Here is an 18,023-nt window from a genome sequence, read left to right on the forward strand (position 1 = left end):
TCAGCCTGTCTAATACATAGCAGCACAGTTTGTTCACTTAAACTGGACAGGACTTGGACATTGCTTACTCAAGCTTCCTCTATGATGAACCTATCCAGATATAAACCAGATGTGATCCATCTTGTTTATCGTCATCATTGAGGGAGATCTGTAATGACAAATACTAATCGTCCAGTCACGGAGTTTAGCCATAAAACGTCAACGGAATTGCCACAAGAACGCAGTGAAGGCCTGAATATCAATCCGACTGATACCAATGCGCGTCCAGATTTGAATACACCCGTGAAAGACAATCCTCGTGTTCCAGACATGAATGAAGGTGAAGATAATCTGGCTGCGACCAGTGCCGGTACTTTGGGCGGAGCGGCTGTAGGCGCAGTTGCAGGTCTGGTGGGTGGCCCTCCAGGTGCAGTGGTGGGTGGTATTATCGGTGGAGTGGTTGGCGGTATTGCAGGTAATGACATTGCAACGTCTGATCATGGGAAGCAGACAGATAATTACCAGCATCCAGAGAACTTGCCTGAGGCAAATAATTATCGACATCCAGATCATTTGAGTGCAGAAGATAATTACTGGAGAGATGAGTATCATAATCGCCCGTATTTCAATGAAACGCGTAGCACATATGGCGATCTAGATTATGATCGTGATTATCGCGGTGCTTATCGAGTCGGTTATGAAAACCGTCCAATGTATGAGCATGATACGGATTTTGATCGTGCTGAACCTGAACTGCGTACCAAATGGGAACAGTTAAAAGGTGAGTCCCGCCTCAACTGGGAAGAAGCTAAATTTGCAGTTAAAGATGCCTGGCATCGTGTCACACGCTAATTCTAGATAAATTAAAAACCTCTCCATGTGGAGAGGTTTTTTTATGATTCAAGTATTAAAGATGCTTCATTTCCAGTATGAGCTGGTTAATCAGATCGGAAGCTTCCATTTCACGAATCTGTGCCACGTTCGAACCTGCCCAGAATGCACCATAACCTTGATCCCCATGTTTGGCAGCAGCATGTAATTGCTTGGCCAGATCATAAGTATATGGATAAGCGGGAACATCCAGCCGATCGGGTGTATCCACCTCAATATGCCAGTGGTTAATAATGCCACGTGCAGGACGACCGGAAATACTGGCACTCACCTGAGTGAGTGGCTTGGAAAATAAGGCTTTACGATAGGCATCATTGGCATTAGAAGATTTACACTGCACAAATGCAGTCCCAAGTTGCACGGCATCTGCACCGAAATCCATCATTTGACGCGCTTGCTCACCCGTCATAATCCCGCCTGCCGCTACAATCGGCAAGGAAGAATGCTGTTTGATCAGCTTCACCAGATTGGAGGTTTTGACTGAAGCATCAAACTTGGTCGAGAAAATCCCGCGATGGCCACCAGCCTCAATACCCTGCGCAATAATGATATCAATTCCGGCTGCATCAATGGCTTTAGCTTCGGCAAAATTGGTGGCAGATACCATGGTCAGAATCCCTGCTTGTTTTAGGGCTTGAATCTGATGCGGATGTGGAATCCCAAAATGAAAGCTGACTGCTCGCGGTTTGGTTTCTAATACCAGATTTAGGAAGTCATCATTGTCTTTAAAACTCGGATAAATACACTCCAAATGATCCGGTGCCTGAGCGCCATATTCGGCAAATTTATCTTTAAACTGTGCAATCCATGCCTGCGCTACAGTTTCATCTATAGGCACACTCTCATGACAGAAAAAATTGACCTGAAAAGGGCAATCTGTCAGTTCTCGAGTTTTTAAAATCTGTTGTCGTGCAGTCTCGATACTGCTGGCCCCCAGACCCAGTGAGCCCAAGCCGCCCTGATTGGAAACTTCGGCAGCAAGCTCAGGTGTAGAGACACCTGCCATCGGTGCCAAGAAAATAGGATGTTTAATTCCGAGATTTTCTAATAAAGACATAGATTTGCTCCTTGTTATGCTTTTACTTTGCCCTTGAGCACAAAATTAAGCAACTCATATTGGTTATTTTATTTTGAAATACTGCAGCATGGGTTACGTGTTATTTACATTTCTTGCGACACGCTACGTCGCCAAGAAGATAGAACTTTTATTAGCCTAGAATTGAACACTTTATAATAGCTTTTTGGTCACATATTCTCTGAGCTCATGTCTGATCGTATCCGTGAAAAACTGCAAATTTTAGCCGATGCTGCCAAGTATGATGTGTCTTGTTCATCTAGTGGTAGCAACCGTAAAAATAAAGACAAGGGTGTGGGCAATACCGGGAATGGCATCTGTCATAGTTATACCGAAGATGGCCGCTGTGTGTCCTTATTGAAAATTCTGTTCTCTAATGTCTGTATTTTTGACTGTTCCTATTGTGTTTCGCGCCGTTCCAATGACGTCCAGCGTGCTGCATTTACCGTGCAGGAAGTCGTGGATCTGACCATGAATTTTTATCGGCGTAATTATATTGAGGGTCTGTTTCTCAGTTCGGGGATTTTTAAATCGGCCGATCACACCATGGAACGGATGCTGCAGGTGGTCAAAAAACTTAGACTCGAAGAAAACTTTAATGGCTATATCCATCTGAAAACTATTCCGGGTGCATCACAGGAGATCATTACCGAAGCTGGACTGTATGTCGATCGTATGAGTATTAATCTGGAAATGCCGACGGAAGCGGGACTGCAAAAATTTGCGCCTGAGAAAACCCATGCTGAAGTACAAAAAGACTTGGGCATTGTGCGTGACCGGTTGATCCAGCTCAAAGATGAACGCAAGCTGATCAAGTCCGTTCCAAAATTTGTACCTGCCGGACAAACCACACAGATGGTGGTGGGCGCGCATAGTGAAACCGATCAGGACATTATTTTGATGGCTGATCGGCATTATAAGGAATTCAAGCTGAAACGGGTGTATTTCTCTGGTTATATTCCGATTAACCCTGAAGAGAAAGCCTTACCCGCCATCGGCTCAGCACCACCATTATTAAGAGAAAATCGTCTGTATCAATCCGACTGGCTAATGCGTTTTTATGGCTTTGCTGCTGATGAAATTGTCGATGAGCAGCATCCGAATCTGGAGCTGGAGATTGATCCCAAACTCAGTTGGGCCTTGCGTCATCCTGAAGCCTTTCCGCTCGATATTAACCGTGCCGACTATAAAATGATTCTACGGGTACCTGGCATAGGGGTGCGTTCTGCCCAGAAAATTGTACAGGCCCGGCGTTTTGGACAGATTCATATTGACCAGCTAAAACGCATGGGCGTGGCTTATAACCGGGCGCAGCATTTTATCCGCTGTGCGGATACACCAAAATTTAGGAAAGATCAGCAGTCCCATCAGATTCGCCAGCAAATTTTGATGTCAGGACAATCCAAATATCAGCAGCAACTTTCACCTCAATTAGGATTGGGTTTCTAGTGGCAAGTTACTGTTTTGATGGCAGCATGACTGGTCTGCTCAGTTGTGTATTTCGTGCTTTCGAGTTTAAAGAATTTAACGTGATAGTGACGGCCAATCCTCAAGCACAAACAGGTTTATTTGATGAATTTATCCATGTGGCCTCTAATGATCAGCATGGGCAGCGGGTGTGGCAGGGATTAAAGCAGAAAGTATCTTCCAGCAGTTTGCGTGCTTTTTACTATACGTTTTTGTCAGAGCAGGAAGCAGCGTTCCAGACTCTTTTTGATTTTGCAGTCTATGTCTTTCAAAACCAGCGTCCAGTCGATAAAGATTATGGTCATACTGCGGTGATCGGCATGTCGCAATGGGCCAAGCAAGTGGGGCGGGAAAAGCATCGTATGGAGGCTTTTGTACGCTTTAAAAAAGCCAAAGATGGTTTGTTTCTGAGTCTGGTCAGACCGGATTTTAATGTCTTGCCGATTATTTCCCGACATTTTCAGGAGCGTTATCAGGATCAAAGCTGGCTGATTTATGACGAGCAGCGTAATTACGGTATTTATTATGATTTAAGGCAGATGCATCAGGTCGAGATGAACGCTGAAATAATCGATCCACAAATCCGGATTGGTCATAGTCAATCATTCAGTATTGAACTGGATGATCAAGAGCTGCTATATGATCAGCTCTGGAAAGACTATTTTAACAGTGTGAATATTCAGGCGCGCAAGAACATGAAATTGCATATTCAATATGTGCCAAAGCGCTACTGGCGTTATATGAATGAGAAATTACTTTAAACAGTACATCAAGCTGCTTTCAGGCATAATAAGCATTGGTATATTTAAATTGAGTGTATAAACATGAAGGTATGGCTAACGTCATTAGCGCTGCTCACTGGATTAACTGCATGTTCGGAACAACCACAAAAACCGGTCGTAGATCCAGCCAAATATCAGGTTCAGACCGCACAGGAACTGCAGCAACGTTTTGATGCACTCAATGTCCAGTTAGCCCAAGACTTTCAGAAATTTAAGAAAGTCGAAAGCATTGCTTTCGCGCACCAGTTTCCTTTAGATGTCAAGAATCTGCAAAGCTTGAACCAGCATCTTGTCAGCAGTACTGCATTAAAACCCAGTAAAATCGCCTATTGCAATATGATGAATAGTTATTTTTCCGATATGTACCGTTTGGGACATTACAATCTGGAACTGGTCGATGACATTAAACTGCCTAATGCCAAGAATGAAAATTTAAAAACCAATTTCTCTGACGCTGATCATTTTTATACCTTTATTCTGGATCGTTATACGACTTATCGTCAGGTCCAGCAGACCATGGGTTATGGCTGTAATTTAAAAGCCGCACTGTAAAATCTGAATCAAAAAAAGCCCATCAAATTGATGGGCTTTTTTTGATTTTAATCATTAGCAACCGGTTAGTTTTTCAGGCTGCGGTTTCTCATCCGGGAAGAAGATTGGACGAAGTTTTAACCCAATGCCATTGCCGATAAAGGCAAACACCAGCCACAACCAGCCATGCAGACTACCAGAGGCAATCCCACTGAAATATGCGCCGATATTACACCCATAAGCTAAGCGTGCGCCGTAGCCCAGCATTATGCCACCTACAACAGCAGCAATCAGTGAACGTTTTGGAATATTGAAATTCGGCGCAAATTTACCTGCCAAACTTGCTGCCAACAAAGCACCCAGCATGATACCGAAGTTCATCATTGAGGTAATATCAAACCATAATGATTCTGCCAGTGCTTTAGCATTGCCTGCTTTTTGCCAATAATCCCAAGAAGCTACATCAACACCCACAAGCGTAGCACCTTTGGCACCCCAAACTGCCAGTGCAGAGGTCACGCCCCAAGGACGACCTGCCAGTGCCAAAGTGGCAAAGTTGAGTAAGGTCAGAATAATCCCGCCCCAAATCAGAGGCCATGGACCACGAACAAAGCGCTTCCAGCCCTGATATTCACTGCGTGGCTCAATTTCCAGGCTGCCATGACGTTTCTTTTCGAAATAAACAGTTGCCGCAGCAATGATGGCAAAAACGATAAAGCTCAACAGCAATCCAGGAAGAACGCCTAAACTTTCTACCAGTGAAATAGGCTCAAGATGTGGCAGAGCAAACCACCAGTCAAGGTGCGAGGTCGCAATCACAGAGCCGATACAGAAGAACAAGAGCGTCACCAGCATACGTGCACTACCGCCACCGACGGTATACAGCGTACCTGATGCACAACCGCCACCAAGTTGCATACCGATACCGAAAATAAAGGCACCAATCATGACTGACATGGAAACAGGGTTAACATTGCCTTTGACTGGGTTGCCGAACAATTCACCTGCACCTAAAGCGGGGAAGAACAGTAAAACTGCCAGCGCCAGCATAATCATCTGCGCACGTAAACCACGGCCGCGACGTTCCTTGATAAAGACACGCCAGCTCGAAGTAAAACCAAATGAAGCATGGTACAGGGTCATGCCCAGTGCACCACCAACCAAAAATAATAGGGCCTGATTTAAGCCTACGATTTGATAGGCACCGATTGTACCTATGATAAGCAAAATAAAAGCTGCCCAGACCGAAATATTCGACCGTTGGGAAGCAGCAACAATGACTGACATGGGAGATTAAATTTTAAAAATAAAGGCTGGTATTCTACTGAATTTCAGTTTAAATGCAGCCCGTTTTGCCGATTCAATCACAATTAAGTCATTCTAATACTTGATAAGTTTTATCAATTTATTTGATTTTATCGAATCATTTAGATAAAAAATTGATCCCATCAAGAAATAATGCAATTTCAATTTAGATAATTCGATATTTAAAATCATCTCTGATAAAAAAGCCTGCAATCGCAGGCTTTTAAACATCAAGCTGAATCCTAAAATCAGTTTTCAGCTTTTTCCCGAACTTCTCCGGCACCTTCCTCAACTGCCGCAGCTGTTGCTGCAGTTGCTTTACGTGCTGCTTCCGCAGTGGCATCTGCTGCTCTAGACGTTGCAGCAGCTGCTTCGTCCGCTGCCTGAGCAGTATTTTCCACGGCATTATCCATTGCTCGTTCGGTTTCTACCGCAGCCTCACGGCTGGCATCTTCCATATCATGACCGGCTTGATTGGCTGCATTTTCTAAATGCTCACCTGTGGTTGCGCCGGTTTCAGGCGCTTCTTCTTTACTACAGCCGACTAAGGCAACAGTGGTCGCCAAACCTAAAGCAATCAGTAATTTATTCATCGAGTAATATCCTTTTGTTGTTGTAGAGCTGCAATCTAATTTAGCAGTCATTTGTTTAGATTTATGCTAGCAAATAGATCAAAATTTGTTGATTAACTGTAACTTTTTTCGATACTTATACTGTAATGGCACAGTCGGAAGTTGTTTTAAGTTTCATGGAATAGTGATATTCACAGAGAGGGGAGCTTCAAAACTATCATTCGACATGCAGATTATAGTATGAAGTTTGGTATTTAGATATTTGGCATCATGAGCCAGAGATAATTCTAAAAATGAAGAAATGAAAGACATAAAAAAGCCCGCATGATGCAGGCTTTTTTTAAGAAAAACTTATAGACCAGCAGAGGCTTTAAGCGCTTCCACTTTGTCAGTTTTTTCCCAAGTAAATGCAGTATCTGAACCTTCACGACCGAAGTGACCATAAGCAGCAGTTTGCTTATACATTGGCTGGATCAGGTCAAGCATACGGGTAATGCCATATGGACGTAAGTCGAAATGTTCACGAACCAGTGCAATAATCAATTCTTCAGAGACTTTTGCAGTATTGAATGTATTGATTGAAATTGAAGTTGGCTCAGCAACACCAATCGCATAAGACACCTGAATCTCACACTTGTCAGCCAAGCCAGCAGCAACGATGTTTTTCGCCACATAACGACCTGCATACGCAGCAGAGCGGTCAACTTTAGATGGATCTTTACCAGAGAAAGCACCACCGCCGTGACGTGCCATACCGCCGTAGGTATCTACGATAATTTTACGGCCAGTCAAACCACAGTCACCTACAGGACCACCGATCACAAACATACCCGTTGGGTTGATGTGGAATTTGGTGTCTGCATGGAACATGTCAGCAGGAATGATTTTCTTCACGATTTCTTCAATCACAGCCTCTTTCAGGTTTGCTTGAGTGATTTCAGGATCATGTTGAGTTGAAAGAACGACTGCATCTAAACGAACTGGTACGCCATTTTCATAAGCAAAAGTTACCTGACTTTTTGCATCTGGGCGTAACCATGGCAAGGTGCCATTACGACGTAATTCAGCCTGCTTTTCCATCAAGCGATGCGCATATGAAATCGGCGCAGGCATTAATACATCAGTTTCGCGGCTTGCATAACCGAACATTAAACCTTGGTCACCGGCACCCTGATCTTCAGGTTTCTGGCGGTCTACACCCTGAGCAATTTCAGGTGACTGTTTACCAATCATGTTGATCACGGCACAGGTTGAACCATCAAAACCAAGATCAGAATGGTGATAACCAATTCCGTTTACGGTATGACGTACAATTGCCTCAAAATCAACATTTGCTGTCGTTGTGATTTCACCGGCAAGTACAACCGCACCTGTTTTTACAAGCGTTTCACAAGCAACCCGTGCATATGGGTCTTCTTTTAAGATTGCATCCAAAATAGCGTCACTGATTTGGTCAGCCATTTTATCTGGATGGCCTTCGCTTACAGATTCCGAAGTAAATACAGCGTACTCGCGCATAGTCCTATCACAGTTAATTTTAAAGACCCGATATGTTACATCGAGTTGCGCTCTAGGACTAGCTTAACACGACAAAATTGGTCGAAATTGTTTCAAATTATTGTGTTTTTAATTGATTAATAGAATTAAAAAAATTGATATGTCTATTTAGACAGCATTATTGATTAGGGAATATGAAGCAACAATATTTTAATCCGTCAGACTGTCAGAAAATTAAATGCTTAGATTTCCGATTAAATCTTAAAAAAATAGACGATAGAAAAAATACAAAGCTCAAAATTCAAAATTTACTTAAGCAAGTGATCATTACATCAATAAAGCAGATTCAGGCTGTGCGCCTTGCGACCAAATGTCTTGTTGATGTTCGGGTATATCTTCATATTAGCGCTAAGTCTTCAACATTGGCCGTTTAGGAATGGCGATATCTTTTGCTATGGACTTCTTAGAGCAAGACTGTACGGAGATCAGAAATCATGTATCAAAAGGCATTTACCCTGATTGAAGTGCTGATCGTGCTCATCATTATCGCGATTTTAGTGACGATGGCTTTTATGAGTTATCAAGCTTATGTCGTGCGTAATCAATTGGCCGAAGTGTTTGAACAGGCTGGAGCATATCGAACCCAGTTTATTGCTTCGGATCAGCACTGTGATGCCGGACGCCAGATTGGTGGGCATGGTCAATATATCGAAAAAGTCATTATTAATGCCGCTTGCCGGATAGAGTTCAAGATACGAGAGCAGGGAGTCGATATGGCCATTCGCGGGAAATCAGTCGCTTTTGATGTTCATAGTGACAAATGTTATTCCACTGATATTCAGCAGCGCTATTTGCCTAAAGATTGTCAAGGACAATAAGTCTGCCGAGGTTGGAAATTAGCCTAAGCAAATTAGATTTCACCTGTATATCAAACAATCCTGTCAATATTTTATAAAATTTAATACAAATTACATTATGAATAGATCAGAGAATTGTATGAATTTTCTTCAAAAATAATGGTGTGAGACATATGAAATAGAAACAAAATCAGCATAAATTCAATCCTGTTTATCAGCTTGAAATCCAGATACAGAAATTAAAGTTGCTTTTGAAGTGCAGGATAATTCAATCTGTAAACCAGTAGAGCGAATCAAAGCCGAAGAAGAAATGTGGAATAATTGTACGATAAGGCAAGAGACACTCAATAAACTGATAAATATTGTTGGTTAGTCTTTACCCCTCGCTGTTTTTTTAAGACAATAGACAGCAGTTTTGAAAGTCTTTTCATCATTTCCTATTTCTGAATATTTTGGACTCTGATTTATGACAACCCCGCTTAATGAACGTCGTATTGCAAACGCAATTCGTGTATTGGCAATGGATGCTGTGCAAAAAGCAAACTCAGGACATCCAGGTGCTCCAATGGGGATGGCAGATATCGCTGATGTGGTTTGGCGTGAATTCATGAACCACAACCCGACCAACCCGAATTGGGCAAACCGTGACCGTTTTGTATTGTCAAATGGCCATGGCTCTATGCTTCAATATGCGCTTCTTCATTTAACGGGCTACGATCTTTCGATTGAAGATCTAAAAGCATTCCGTCAACTTCATTCTAAAACACCTGGTCACCCGGAATTGGGCTATGCGCCAGGAATTGAAACGACGACTGGTCCTTTAGGTCAAGGCATCGCGAATGCTGTTGGTTTTGCACTGGCTGAAAAAACCCTAGCTGCACAATTTAACAAAGACGATATCCAAGTTGTAGATCACTTCACTTACTGCTTCCTTGGCGATGGCTGTTTGATGGAAGGTGTTTCTCACGAAGCATGTTCTTTGGCAGGAACATTGGGTCTGGGCAAATTGATTGCTTACTATGACGACAATGGCATCTCGATTGATGGCGAAGTGGAAGGCTGGTTCTCTGACAATACAGAACAACGCTTCCTGGCGTACGGCTGGCAAGTGATTAAAGTTGATGGCCACGATGCAGATGCAATCCGTCAGGCAACTTTAGAAGCTAAAGCTGAAACTGCTAAACCAACCATCATTATTTGTAAAACTGTGATTGGTCTAGGTTCACCAAACAAGCAAGGTAAAGAAGACAGTCATGGTGCACCACTCGGTCATGACGAAATCGTCTTGACTCGTGAAGCACTAGGCTGGACTGATGAAGCATTTGTAATTCCTGAAGATGTTTACGCAGCTTGGGATGCGAAAGCTAAAGGTGCTGAATCAGAAGCAGCTTGGAACGAAACATTTGCTGCTTATGCTGCAAAATATCCAACTGAAGCCGCTGAATTTAAACGTCGTTTATCTGGTGAATTACCGGCTGACTTCGTTGCAAAAGCGGATGCCTATATTGCAGAAGTGAATGCCAAAGCTGAAACAATTGCAACGCGTAAAGCCAGCCAAAATGCATTGCAAGCACTTGTTCCATTATTGCCAGAAGTTCTAGGTGGTTCTGCGGATCTTGCAGGTTCTAACCTGACCCTTTGGAAAGGCGCGCAAGGCGTACAGGACAATCCGGCAGGTAACTACGTACACTATGGCGTACGTGAATTCGGTATGACTGCAATCGCGAATGGTGTTGCACTGCATGGCGGGTTCATCCCTTATGTAGCAACATTCCTGATGTTTATGGAATATGCACGTAATGCGGTACGTATGTCTGCATTAATGAAACAGCGCGTGATCCATGTGTATACGCATGACTCAATTGGTCTGGGTGAAGATGGCCCAACGCATCAACCTGTTGAGCAGATCGCATCCCTTCGTGGTACACCAAACCTAAATACATGGCGCCCATGTGATACCGTTGAAGCAGCAATTTCTTGGAAATCTGCATTAACGCGTGCTGAAGGTCCAACCGCATTGATCTTCTCTCGTCAGAACTTGCCATTCCAAACCCGTACTCAAGCTCAAATTGAGAACGCTGCGAAAGGTGGCTATGTATTGGCTGAAGAAAAAGGCGAATTGAAAGCCATCATCATTGCAACTGGTTCTGAAGTATCTCTGGCAATGGAAGCTTATGCACAGCTTGAAGGCGTGCGTGTCGTGTCTATGCCATGTGCTGAAGAATTCATGAAGCAAGATGCAGCTTATCGTGAAGCGGTTCTTCCATCAAATATTCGTGCACGTGTTGCTGTTGAGGCTGCACATGTTGATTACTGGTGGAAATTTGTGGGTCTTGATGGTCGCGTCATCGGTATGACCACTTATGGTGAATCTGCACCTGCAAAAGATCTGTTCCAGTTCTTCGGGATTACCACTGAAGCAGTGGTAGCAGCTGTAAAAGAGATTACTGCATAATCAACTGATTAGGCGGTTTATTAAAAGGCGCTCCAGTTTTGGGGCGTCTTTTATTTTTTCGCTTTTTAGCGTTGTTTTCATGTGGCAACTGTTAGAAGGTTCTCCCATAGTCGAAATGAAAGAGTGAGAAGAACATGAGCTTGTATGAACAAATTAACGATGAAATTACTTTAATGGATGCAGGCGAACTCAAGTGGATCGGACAGGAGTTAGCTCTTGAAGCGATGGTTGCAGTTGATTTAATGCTGCAAGAATTAGCCGAAGAAAAGGTCATTAAAGTGCGTCGTAAAAATCATGAAAAGACGACTGGCCTAAAACAGGTTGATCGTATTCTGGTTGAAAAACTTTAAACATAAAGCATGAAAAGTCCCTGATTGGGGCTTTTTTTATGCCGGATGATTTTCATCTGACAGGTTGCTTATGAACATCAGATGAGATAAAGCTAGGTTTAGGCCGCTATAAAAATTCAGCGACCACTATCGAAACGACTTAAATTAAAGAAATAAGCCAAAGAAGCGGTTAAACATGAATATACAGCCCCAGATCCAGATCAAATCTCTAGAGCAAATATCACAGCCGGAATGGCTATTTTTATGGCAAGACTATCAACGCTTTTATCAGACACAAATTTCGGATGAGGTGAGTGAAAATACCTGGGATAAATTAACCAATTATGAATTAGATTCAATATACGGTTTTGCGGCCTTGATTGATGGAAAGGTCGTTGGGATGGTGCATGTCATCGAACATAACAGTAGCTGGACAGTAAGACCTTATGCCTATTTGCAGGATCTATTTACCCATCCTGACTATCGGGGAAAGGGTGTGGCGCGTAAGTTGATTCAACATGTCTATCAGGTTGCACAGCAGCGTAATTGCGACCGGGTTTACTGGCTGACTCAGGAATCAAATCATCAGGCACAAGCGTTGTATAATAAAGTCGCCAAGAAAACTGGATTCATCCAGTACCGTATGGATTAAAGCTCAAAAATTAAAAAAAATAACTTACAATTTTATCGTTTCATCACTGCAACAAAACGTTTTATCTTTAGGGCTGTAAACGGTTCCAGATTCTATACACTTAATAACATCCAAAACGTGAGATAAAAACATGAATTTCAAAACATTAGCATTAGGCTTGGCGGTCGCATCTGTAGCAACAGTTTCTATGGCAAAACCAGTGGCCTATACAATTGACCCGACTCATTCAGCAACGGTGTTCTCTTGGAGCCACTTTGGTTTCTCTACACCATCTGCAAACTTCAGTGACATCCAGGGTACGATTAATGTTGATAATGCAAAACCTGCGAATTCTTCGGTCAATGTGAACATCCCGGTTGCAAGCATTAATACGAATGTGAAAGCGCTGGATGACCATATTAAGACAGCAGAATTTTTTGATGCTGCCAAATATCCGAATATCACTTTTAAAAGTACTAAAGTTCAGGCTTTAGGCAAAAACAAATACAAAATCACCGGTAACTTAACCGTAAAAGATGTCACTAAACCTGTGGTACTGGACGCAGTTTTAAATAAACAAGGCGTGCACCCAATGACAAAATTACAAACGATTGGTTTCAATGCAACCACTTCATTTAACCGTTCAGCCTTTGGGGTAGGCGGTTATGTTCCAAATGTGGGCGATAAAATTACAGTGAACATTACTACCGAGGCTTCTGTTCCTGCTCCGAAAAAATAAGCATGACAAATTAAAAAAGCACCCAACTGGGTGCTTTTTTATTACGGTTATTTAAGTTGCAAGTTTTCTAAATAATGCAGCAATACCGAACTGGCGGCCTGTTCAAGCGCGGGCGCATAGCTTTGATGATCCGCCCGTAAGGCGGGAATATTGATCTGGGCTTTGCGTAACTCACAGATATGTCCAATCAGCCATTTCTCTAAACTTTCACTGGCCACTTCAGCATGGAATTGTAGTGCCAGAATATTCTGTCCTACCCGAAAAGCCTGATTTGGATAAAGGTCAGAACTGGCCAGTAATTCTGCCTGTTCAGGTAGGTCAAAGGTATCACCATGCCAATGCAGGACGTCGATATCTTCCAGAGCTTTTAGTGGATTATTTTCAATAGAGGCAAGCTTAAGTTTAGACCAGCCAATTTCTTTCACATCTCCCGGACAGACTTTAGCATCCAATGCAGCAGCAATTAACTGTGCACCTAAACAGATGCCTAACGTCGGTAAGTTATTTTCCAAGCGAACTTTAAGTAAGTCCATTTCTTGTTGTAAGAAAGGGTAATCCTCAGTTTCATAGACTGCAATCGGGCCACCGAGAATGACCGTTAAGCCGGGGTGCTCATAAGCTTTGCTGAGATCATCGATACCAGCTTCGAAATAACGCACACGTAACCCGAGCTGATAAAAAATATCTTCCCAAGCGCCTAAGTCTTCAAAAGCCAGATGTTGAATGGCATAAACGGTATCGGGGAGGTGGGCTAAGTTCAGCATAGTTTTTTGATATCAAGAGAATGATTTAATTTAACGTGAATCAAAAGCAAAATAAAAGGCTTTATCTACCGATCCTGTGCAAAATAAAAAATAATAAGCATCTCTGCACTATCAGTAAGTGTGTAAACATTTTTCGTGTGATCGCTACATCAAGCAGTTCATTTTTCCTTTTATATAGAAAAGAGAGTAGAGTAAGGCTGCCGTACTGAATAAAAACAACAAGGTCATCAGGAACAAGGATATGCAGAATATACGTTTATATGTCGATAAAAATAGAATCAGCCCTTATGCCATGTCGGTCTATGTTGCCTTAAAAGAAAAGGGTTTAGATTTTCAGGAAATCGTGATTGATTTAGATCAGCAACAACAGAAATCTGCGGCTTATCAAGCCATTTGTCCAAGTGCTAAAGTTCCGTGTTTAATAGTAGATAACTTTAGCCTGTTTGAATCATGGGCGATCACTGAATACTTGGAAGATGCCTTTCCAGCACCTAATTATCCAGCCTTATATCCTAAGGAAATTTATGCTAGAGCTAAATGTCGGGCCATACAAGCCTTGGTCAAAACCGATTTTATGCAAATCCGCCAGCAGATGCCTTCCGATTCGGTATTTCATCTAGCAAAAATGTCTATACCTCTTACAGCTCCGATCACTGAAGAAATTCAGCGCTTGGTGAATGTGGCAGAATATATGCTGGAGGACATATGGGTGACTGAACACTGGTCAATTGCAGACTTTGATCTGGCCTTTATGTTGCATCGTTTGTTGAGCCATCAGGTGAAACTTCCTGTGAAAATAATAGAATATGTCGAGCATAATTTTAAGCGTGCTTCGGTACAGGCCTGGCTGGCAGAACATGAAAAAGCTAAAACTTTAATCTAATGTCGACTGATAAAACAGTTCATAAAAAACCTACTTAAATAGGTAAAATTCAAGCGTAATATGAATCAGAACAAAACTTGAAAAGATGCTGAGGATACAGTCCTCGTTGAATAAGAAGGAGGGAGGGGCCGGTGGGGAATTCACATCATCATGAACATAGTCATGTCGCCGTGACTGCAAAAAATGCCAAAAAATTATCAATAGCGTTGGCATTAACCACGACTTTTTTAATTGTGGAAGTGATTGCTGGTTTTCTAACTCAAAGTTTGGCCCTACTTTCTGATGCTGCACATATGTTTACCGATGCTGCTGCACTGGCTATCGCTTTAGTCGCTATCAAAATTGGGCAAAAACCGGCAGACAATAAACGGACATTTGGTTATCAGCGCTTTGAGATTTTGGCTGCCCTGTTTAATGCCGTGATGCTGTTTGTGGTTGCGATTTATATTTTGTTTGAAGCTTATCAGCGTTTGAGTTATCCGCCAGAAATCCAGAGCTTGGGCATGATGATCGTGGCCACCTTGGGGCTGTTCATTAACCTGATTTCCATGAAAATTCTGGTGTCTAGCAGTCAAGAAAGTCTCAATATCAAAGGCGCTTATCTGGAAGTGCTCAGTGATGCACTGGGATCAGTCGGGGTGATCATTGGGGCGCTGGTGATTTATTTGACTGGCTGGATGTGGATAGATACACTCATTGCAGTATTAATTGGATTTTGGGTATTGCCAAGAACCTGGGTTTTGCTAAAACAGAGCATCAATATTCTGCTTGAAGGTGTGCCGGATGAAATTGATATTGAAAAATTACGTTACGATCTTTTGGCGCTTGAAGGGGTGCGAGATATTCATCAGCTCAAGGTCTGGGCAATTACTTCCAAAAAAGTCATGCTGACCGTGCATCTGGTTGCGCCGAATGTGGATTATCAGAAACTGCGTCATCAGGCCTTTGAGATGCTCCACCATGAGCATCATATTACCGAAATGACCTTGCAGATCGAAGCGGAAGATTGTCCGCCGGAACATCGGGGACAATCCTCATATCAGCACTCACATGCCGAAAGCCATCAGCATTACAATTGAATAGTCTTAACAGCAGAAATATTTTTTATTTTTTTAAAAGTGAGCGAATCACATCCAGATAACTTGGCGGAGCATCGACATACTGACGCTCCCTTAACATCTGATGCATTTTCGCCAGCTTTTGATGCGGCACAGAGGCCATCAAATGATGTTCAATATGATAGTTCACATGAATTGGGGCTACAAAAGCACGTGCCAGCCAGTCTGCACGGGTGGTGCGGGTATTGCTAAGGGCAGAATGACTGGTTTCTAATCCGGCATGCTCAGCCATGGCTCGGATGCGGATGAACAAAGGAAATGGAGTGATATAGGCGAGAGGCCATAATAAATACAGTTTGGGATGCCCACTGGCCCAAAGAGCAGAAAAAATTGCTGCATTTGAGATGAGCATACCGGAACTGTTCTTAAATAGATTCTTTGCTAACTCTAAATTGCTGCGATCACCACGCGGAATTGGCTTGGGGTCATTGGAAACACTCCATTCCAGTAATTCAAGATCCATCAATATCCGACCAGCGAGAAATTTAAGCCCAGATTGCCCATTCAGGTCACGGAAGAATTTCCTGAATAGTGAGCTTTGAGTAATAGGGAAATTCTTCACCAACCCCAAGTCAGGATCATCAGGCTGCGAGGTTTTAGCATGATGTTTCAAATGGTAAGGACGATACTTGCTGACATCATTCCAGATCGGGCGTGCACAGAGCCAGTCGGTCAAATGAGTGTTCAACCATTTGGTTTTGAACAGGCTATGGTGTGAAGCATCATGCATCAAAATAGCCATCGCAAGCTGGCGTCCCGCAAGAATGGCCAATGCCAGCGCGCACATCAGGACTTTCCCCCATGTAGGTAAATATTCCCAGCTATAGGCAACCGTACCAAAGGTCATGACAATTACGGTCCAGGTTGAACCTACTGCCCAGGCACCGTGTAAGTCTGAGGTCGTGGTGAGTTCTTTAATTTCGTCACGACTAAAAAGTTCTGTGACACTGACCTTGCTGTTCATTCTTCTGCCTATATTTAGTTCTTATTGCTGTATTCAATATATTTGGATGAAATATTACAGTCAATTTATTTTTGTGTATAAAATAGAAATAAATTAGACCCCTTGGTCTTTAAAATAATGTTGCCATAAAAGTTGACCCTGTTTTTCTATTTTGCGGACTGCGAGCTCAAATTGTTGTCGGGCATCGGTGTCTATCCATTCTGCAGGAAGCAAAGGATCAGCACGTAAACTAAACAGGGCAGATTTACCTAGATAAAAGGCACTTTTTGCAGCATCTGCTAAAGTCAGATTTTGGTAATTCTCAAACCAGTCATTGATATCATGCTGTACTGCATGATAGGTCTGATGTAGCGCTTCGATATCCCATAAATCACGAACTTCGGTTTCACTTTCCAGTTGACTGACTTGAAAAAAACGTGCGTCAGGATCTAATCCAAACTGGATTACAGCTGTTTTTAATGGACTTAGGTTTAGCGTTAAATTATCGGGACGAATAAAAACATTTTGCTCTAGTTCCTGAAAGCCATAATAACGCAGCGCTTTTTCCCTTTTAGATAATGCTGTACGGTCTACACGCCCCAAAGTACCGGTATAGACCAATACATATTTTCCATTCCATATGGTCGCCGTTTGCATATCAGGGTGTTTGTTTAAGCTGATAAAAGAAGTATCAAATTTTTTCTCTAGCAATTGATACACGCCGCGCTCTATAGCTTGAATGACATTTTCCTGATTTAATCGAGCCACAGCGACACGGATACCATTGTCAGATATACCCAATAATTCAGCAGCAGCTAATATGCGCTTAATAGACAGGGTTGAGTTTTTAGAGGCATATAAAAGATCTAGAATTAGATGACGAGCATTTAATTTATAAGTCATGAAACGATATCGTTATGAAAGGGATTGAAAGTTTTAAAGTTTATTCACAATAGCACTTTGTCATGAATAAACCAAAAAAATTGTCACGGTAAAAAAGGATGAATAAGTGATTTGAGATATACATTTTATTAATAAATTTTTTTCAAACACAATAAAAAAACCCTTATCTTTCGATAAGGGTTTTTCGTATTCTGGAGCGGGAAAGGAGACTCGAACTCCCGACCCCAACCTTGGCAAGGTTATGCTCTACCAACTGAGCTATTCCCGCAATGAGGTGAATTATAGAGAATTCCACAGCAGTG

General features: G+C 42.4%; 18 protein-coding genes and 1 tRNA gene. 11 read left to right on the plus strand and 8 right to left on the minus strand.

Annotated elements, in window-relative coordinates:
* Positions 1 to 153: 153 nt before the first annotated feature.
* Entirely contained in the window at positions 154 to 831 is a 678-nt protein-coding gene (locus FTV42_RS09085; protein ID WP_180038555.1) for a hypothetical protein, read from the plus strand.
* A 55-nt stretch (positions 832 to 886) separates the two neighbouring features.
* Here the strand turns inward: FTV42_RS09085 and FTV42_RS09090 are convergent, their stop codons facing one another.
* Positions 887 to 1,927 (minus strand): nitronate monooxygenase family protein, encoded by a 1,041-nt coding sequence (locus tag FTV42_RS09090; RefSeq protein ID WP_180038556.1) that lies wholly within the window; start codon positions 1,925 to 1,927, stop codon positions 887 to 889.
* A 207-nt stretch (positions 1,928 to 2,134) separates the two neighbouring features.
* On the opposite strand from FTV42_RS09090, the gene FTV42_RS09095 reads away from it, so the two are divergent.
* From FTV42_RS09095 to FTV42_RS09105, 3 genes are all read left to right on the plus strand, one after another.
* Positions 2,135 to 3,394, plus strand: coding sequence for a putative DNA modification/repair radical SAM protein (locus FTV42_RS09095; RefSeq protein ID WP_180038557.1), 1,260 nt, complete (start codon positions 2,135 to 2,137; stop codon positions 3,392 to 3,394).
* The gene (locus FTV42_RS09100) at positions 3,394 to 4,173 is read left to right on the plus strand and encodes a TIGR03915 family putative DNA repair protein (RefSeq protein ID WP_004279976.1); all 780 of its coding nucleotides are present in this window, start codon (positions 3,394 to 3,396) and stop codon (positions 4,171 to 4,173) included. The genes FTV42_RS09095 and FTV42_RS09100 overlap by 1 nt, the downstream gene beginning before the upstream one ends.
* Positions 4,174 to 4,236: 63 nt before the next feature.
* Positions 4,237 to 4,746 carry a hypothetical protein gene (locus FTV42_RS09105; protein ID WP_180038558.1) on the plus strand — a complete coding sequence of 170 codons (510 nt, stop codon included), beginning with the start codon at positions 4,237 to 4,239 and terminating at the stop codon, positions 4,744 to 4,746.
* 54 nt (positions 4,747 to 4,800) lie between these two features.
* On the opposite strand, the gene FTV42_RS09110 is transcribed toward FTV42_RS09105, so the two are convergent.
* The 3 genes from FTV42_RS09110 to metK form a co-directional block, all read right to left on the minus strand.
* On the minus strand, positions 4,801 to 6,012 hold the full coding sequence (locus FTV42_RS09110; RefSeq protein WP_180038559.1) for a YeeE/YedE family protein: 1,212 nt from the start codon (positions 6,010 to 6,012) through the stop codon (positions 4,801 to 4,803).
* 266 nt (positions 6,013 to 6,278) lie between these two features.
* Positions 6,279 to 6,623 carry a hypothetical protein gene (locus FTV42_RS09115; protein WP_180038560.1) on the minus strand — a complete coding sequence of 115 codons (345 nt, stop codon included), beginning with the start codon at positions 6,621 to 6,623 and terminating at the stop codon, positions 6,279 to 6,281.
* Positions 6,624 to 6,953: 330 nt separating this feature from the next.
* Positions 6,954 to 8,120: a methionine adenosyltransferase gene (metK, locus tag FTV42_RS09120; protein WP_004646663.1), complete on the minus strand. Its 1,167-nt coding sequence runs from the start codon at positions 8,118 to 8,120 to the stop codon at positions 6,954 to 6,956.
* A gap of 473 nt (positions 8,121 to 8,593) precedes the next feature.
* Here metK and FTV42_RS09125 point away from each other — a divergent pair, with 473 nt between their 5' ends.
* The 5 genes from FTV42_RS09125 to FTV42_RS09145 all read left to right on the plus strand — a co-directional run bounded on the left by FTV42_RS09125 (position 8,594) and on the right by FTV42_RS09145 (position 13,110).
* Positions 8,594 to 8,977, plus strand: a complete 384-nt coding sequence (locus tag FTV42_RS09125; RefSeq protein WP_044109680.1) for a prepilin-type N-terminal cleavage/methylation domain-containing protein — start codon at positions 8,594 to 8,596, stop codon at positions 8,975 to 8,977.
* Positions 8,978 to 9,422: 445 nt separating this feature from the next.
* Positions 9,423 to 11,411 carry a transketolase gene (tkt, locus tag FTV42_RS09130; protein WP_005107246.1) on the plus strand — a complete coding sequence of 663 codons (1,989 nt, stop codon included), beginning with the start codon at positions 9,423 to 9,425 and terminating at the stop codon, positions 11,409 to 11,411.
* A 134-nt stretch (positions 11,412 to 11,545) separates the two neighbouring features.
* Positions 11,546 to 11,761, plus strand: coding sequence for a hypothetical protein (locus FTV42_RS09135; RefSeq protein WP_180038561.1), 216 nt, complete (start codon positions 11,546 to 11,548; stop codon positions 11,759 to 11,761).
* Between the two features lie 175 nt (positions 11,762 to 11,936).
* Positions 11,937 to 12,392 carry a GNAT family N-acetyltransferase gene (locus FTV42_RS09140; RefSeq protein WP_004646668.1) on the plus strand — a complete coding sequence of 152 codons (456 nt, stop codon included), beginning with the start codon at positions 11,937 to 11,939 and terminating at the stop codon, positions 12,390 to 12,392.
* 130 nt (positions 12,393 to 12,522) lie between these two features.
* Positions 12,523 to 13,110, plus strand: a complete 588-nt coding sequence (locus tag FTV42_RS09145; protein ID WP_004646669.1) for a YceI family protein — start codon at positions 12,523 to 12,525, stop codon at positions 13,108 to 13,110.
* A gap of 47 nt (positions 13,111 to 13,157) precedes the next feature.
* Here the strand turns inward: FTV42_RS09145 and FTV42_RS09150 are convergent, their stop codons facing one another.
* Positions 13,158 to 13,874, minus strand: coding sequence for a glutamine amidotransferase (locus tag FTV42_RS09150; protein ID WP_180038562.1), 717 nt, complete (start codon positions 13,872 to 13,874; stop codon positions 13,158 to 13,160).
* A gap of 241 nt (positions 13,875 to 14,115) precedes the next feature.
* Between FTV42_RS09150 and yfcF the strand changes: the two genes are divergently transcribed.
* Positions 14,116 to 14,757 carry a glutathione transferase gene (gene yfcF / locus FTV42_RS09155; RefSeq protein ID WP_180038563.1) on the plus strand — a complete coding sequence of 214 codons (642 nt, stop codon included), beginning with the start codon at positions 14,116 to 14,118 and terminating at the stop codon, positions 14,755 to 14,757.
* A 131-nt stretch (positions 14,758 to 14,888) separates the two neighbouring features.
* Entirely contained in the window at positions 14,889 to 15,836 is a 948-nt protein-coding gene (locus FTV42_RS09160; protein WP_180038564.1) for a cation diffusion facilitator family transporter, read from the plus strand.
* 25 nt (positions 15,837 to 15,861) lie between these two features.
* Here FTV42_RS09160 and FTV42_RS09165 read toward each other — a convergent pair whose 3' ends face one another.
* The 3 genes from FTV42_RS09165 to FTV42_RS09175 all read right to left on the minus strand — a co-directional run bounded on the left by FTV42_RS09165 (position 15,862) and on the right by FTV42_RS09175 (position 17,989).
* Positions 15,862 to 16,839 carry a fatty acid desaturase family protein gene (locus FTV42_RS09165; RefSeq protein ID WP_180038565.1) on the minus strand — a complete coding sequence of 326 codons (978 nt, stop codon included), beginning with the start codon at positions 16,837 to 16,839 and terminating at the stop codon, positions 15,862 to 15,864.
* 93 nt (positions 16,840 to 16,932) lie between these two features.
* On the minus strand, positions 16,933 to 17,721 hold the full coding sequence (locus tag FTV42_RS09170) for a hypothetical protein (protein WP_180038566.1): 789 nt from the start codon (positions 17,719 to 17,721) through the stop codon (positions 16,933 to 16,935).
* A 192-nt stretch (positions 17,722 to 17,913) separates the two neighbouring features.
* Positions 17,914 to 17,989 (minus strand) — tRNA-Gly (locus FTV42_RS09175).
* Between the last annotated feature and the right edge of the window lie 34 nt (positions 17,990 to 18,023).

Source organism: Acinetobacter sp. YH16052, from assembly GCF_013417155.1.
Classification (GTDB): domain Bacteria; phylum Pseudomonadota; class Gammaproteobacteria; order Pseudomonadales; family Moraxellaceae; genus Acinetobacter.

Excerpts from the sequence above, each read along its gene's own strand:
- FTV42_RS09085 (WP_180038555.1), top strand. The coding sequence starts at position 154 with ATGACAAATACTAATCGTCCAGTCACGGAGTTTAGCCATAAAACGTCA.
- FTV42_RS09090 (WP_180038556.1), bottom strand. The coding sequence starts at position 1,927 with ATGTCTTTATTAGAAAATCTCGGAATTAAACATCCTATTTTCTTGGCA.
- FTV42_RS09095 (WP_180038557.1), top strand. The coding sequence starts at position 2,135 with ATGTCTGATCGTATCCGTGAAAAACTGCAAATTTTAGCCGATGCTGCC.
- FTV42_RS09105 (WP_180038558.1), top strand. The coding sequence starts at position 4,237 with ATGAAGGTATGGCTAACGTCATTAGCGCTGCTCACTGGATTAACTGCA.
- FTV42_RS09110 (WP_180038559.1), bottom strand. The coding sequence starts at position 6,012 with ATGTCAGTCATTGTTGCTGCTTCCCAACGGTCGAATATTTCGGTCTGG.
- FTV42_RS09115 (WP_180038560.1), bottom strand. The coding sequence starts at position 6,623 with ATGAATAAATTACTGATTGCTTTAGGTTTGGCGACCACTGTTGCCTTA.
- metK (WP_004646663.1), bottom strand. The coding sequence starts at position 8,120 with ATGCGCGAGTACGCTGTATTTACTTCGGAATCTGTAAGCGAAGGCCAT.
- FTV42_RS09125 (WP_044109680.1), top strand. The coding sequence starts at position 8,594 with ATGTATCAAAAGGCATTTACCCTGATTGAAGTGCTGATCGTGCTCATC.
- tkt (WP_005107246.1), top strand. The coding sequence starts at position 9,423 with ATGACAACCCCGCTTAATGAACGTCGTATTGCAAACGCAATTCGTGTA.
- FTV42_RS09135 (WP_180038561.1), top strand. The coding sequence starts at position 11,546 with ATGAGCTTGTATGAACAAATTAACGATGAAATTACTTTAATGGATGCA.
- FTV42_RS09140 (WP_004646668.1), top strand. The coding sequence starts at position 11,937 with ATGAATATACAGCCCCAGATCCAGATCAAATCTCTAGAGCAAATATCA.
- FTV42_RS09145 (WP_004646669.1), top strand. The coding sequence starts at position 12,523 with ATGAATTTCAAAACATTAGCATTAGGCTTGGCGGTCGCATCTGTAGCA.
- FTV42_RS09150 (WP_180038562.1), bottom strand. The coding sequence starts at position 13,874 with ATGCTGAACTTAGCCCACCTCCCCGATACCGTTTATGCCATTCAACAT.
- yfcF (WP_180038563.1), top strand. The coding sequence starts at position 14,116 with ATGCAGAATATACGTTTATATGTCGATAAAAATAGAATCAGCCCTTAT.
- FTV42_RS09165 (WP_180038565.1), bottom strand. The coding sequence starts at position 16,839 with ATGAACAGCAAGGTCAGTGTCACAGAACTTTTTAGTCGTGACGAAATT.
- FTV42_RS09170 (WP_180038566.1), bottom strand. The coding sequence starts at position 17,721 with ATGACTTATAAATTAAATGCTCGTCATCTAATTCTAGATCTTTTATAT.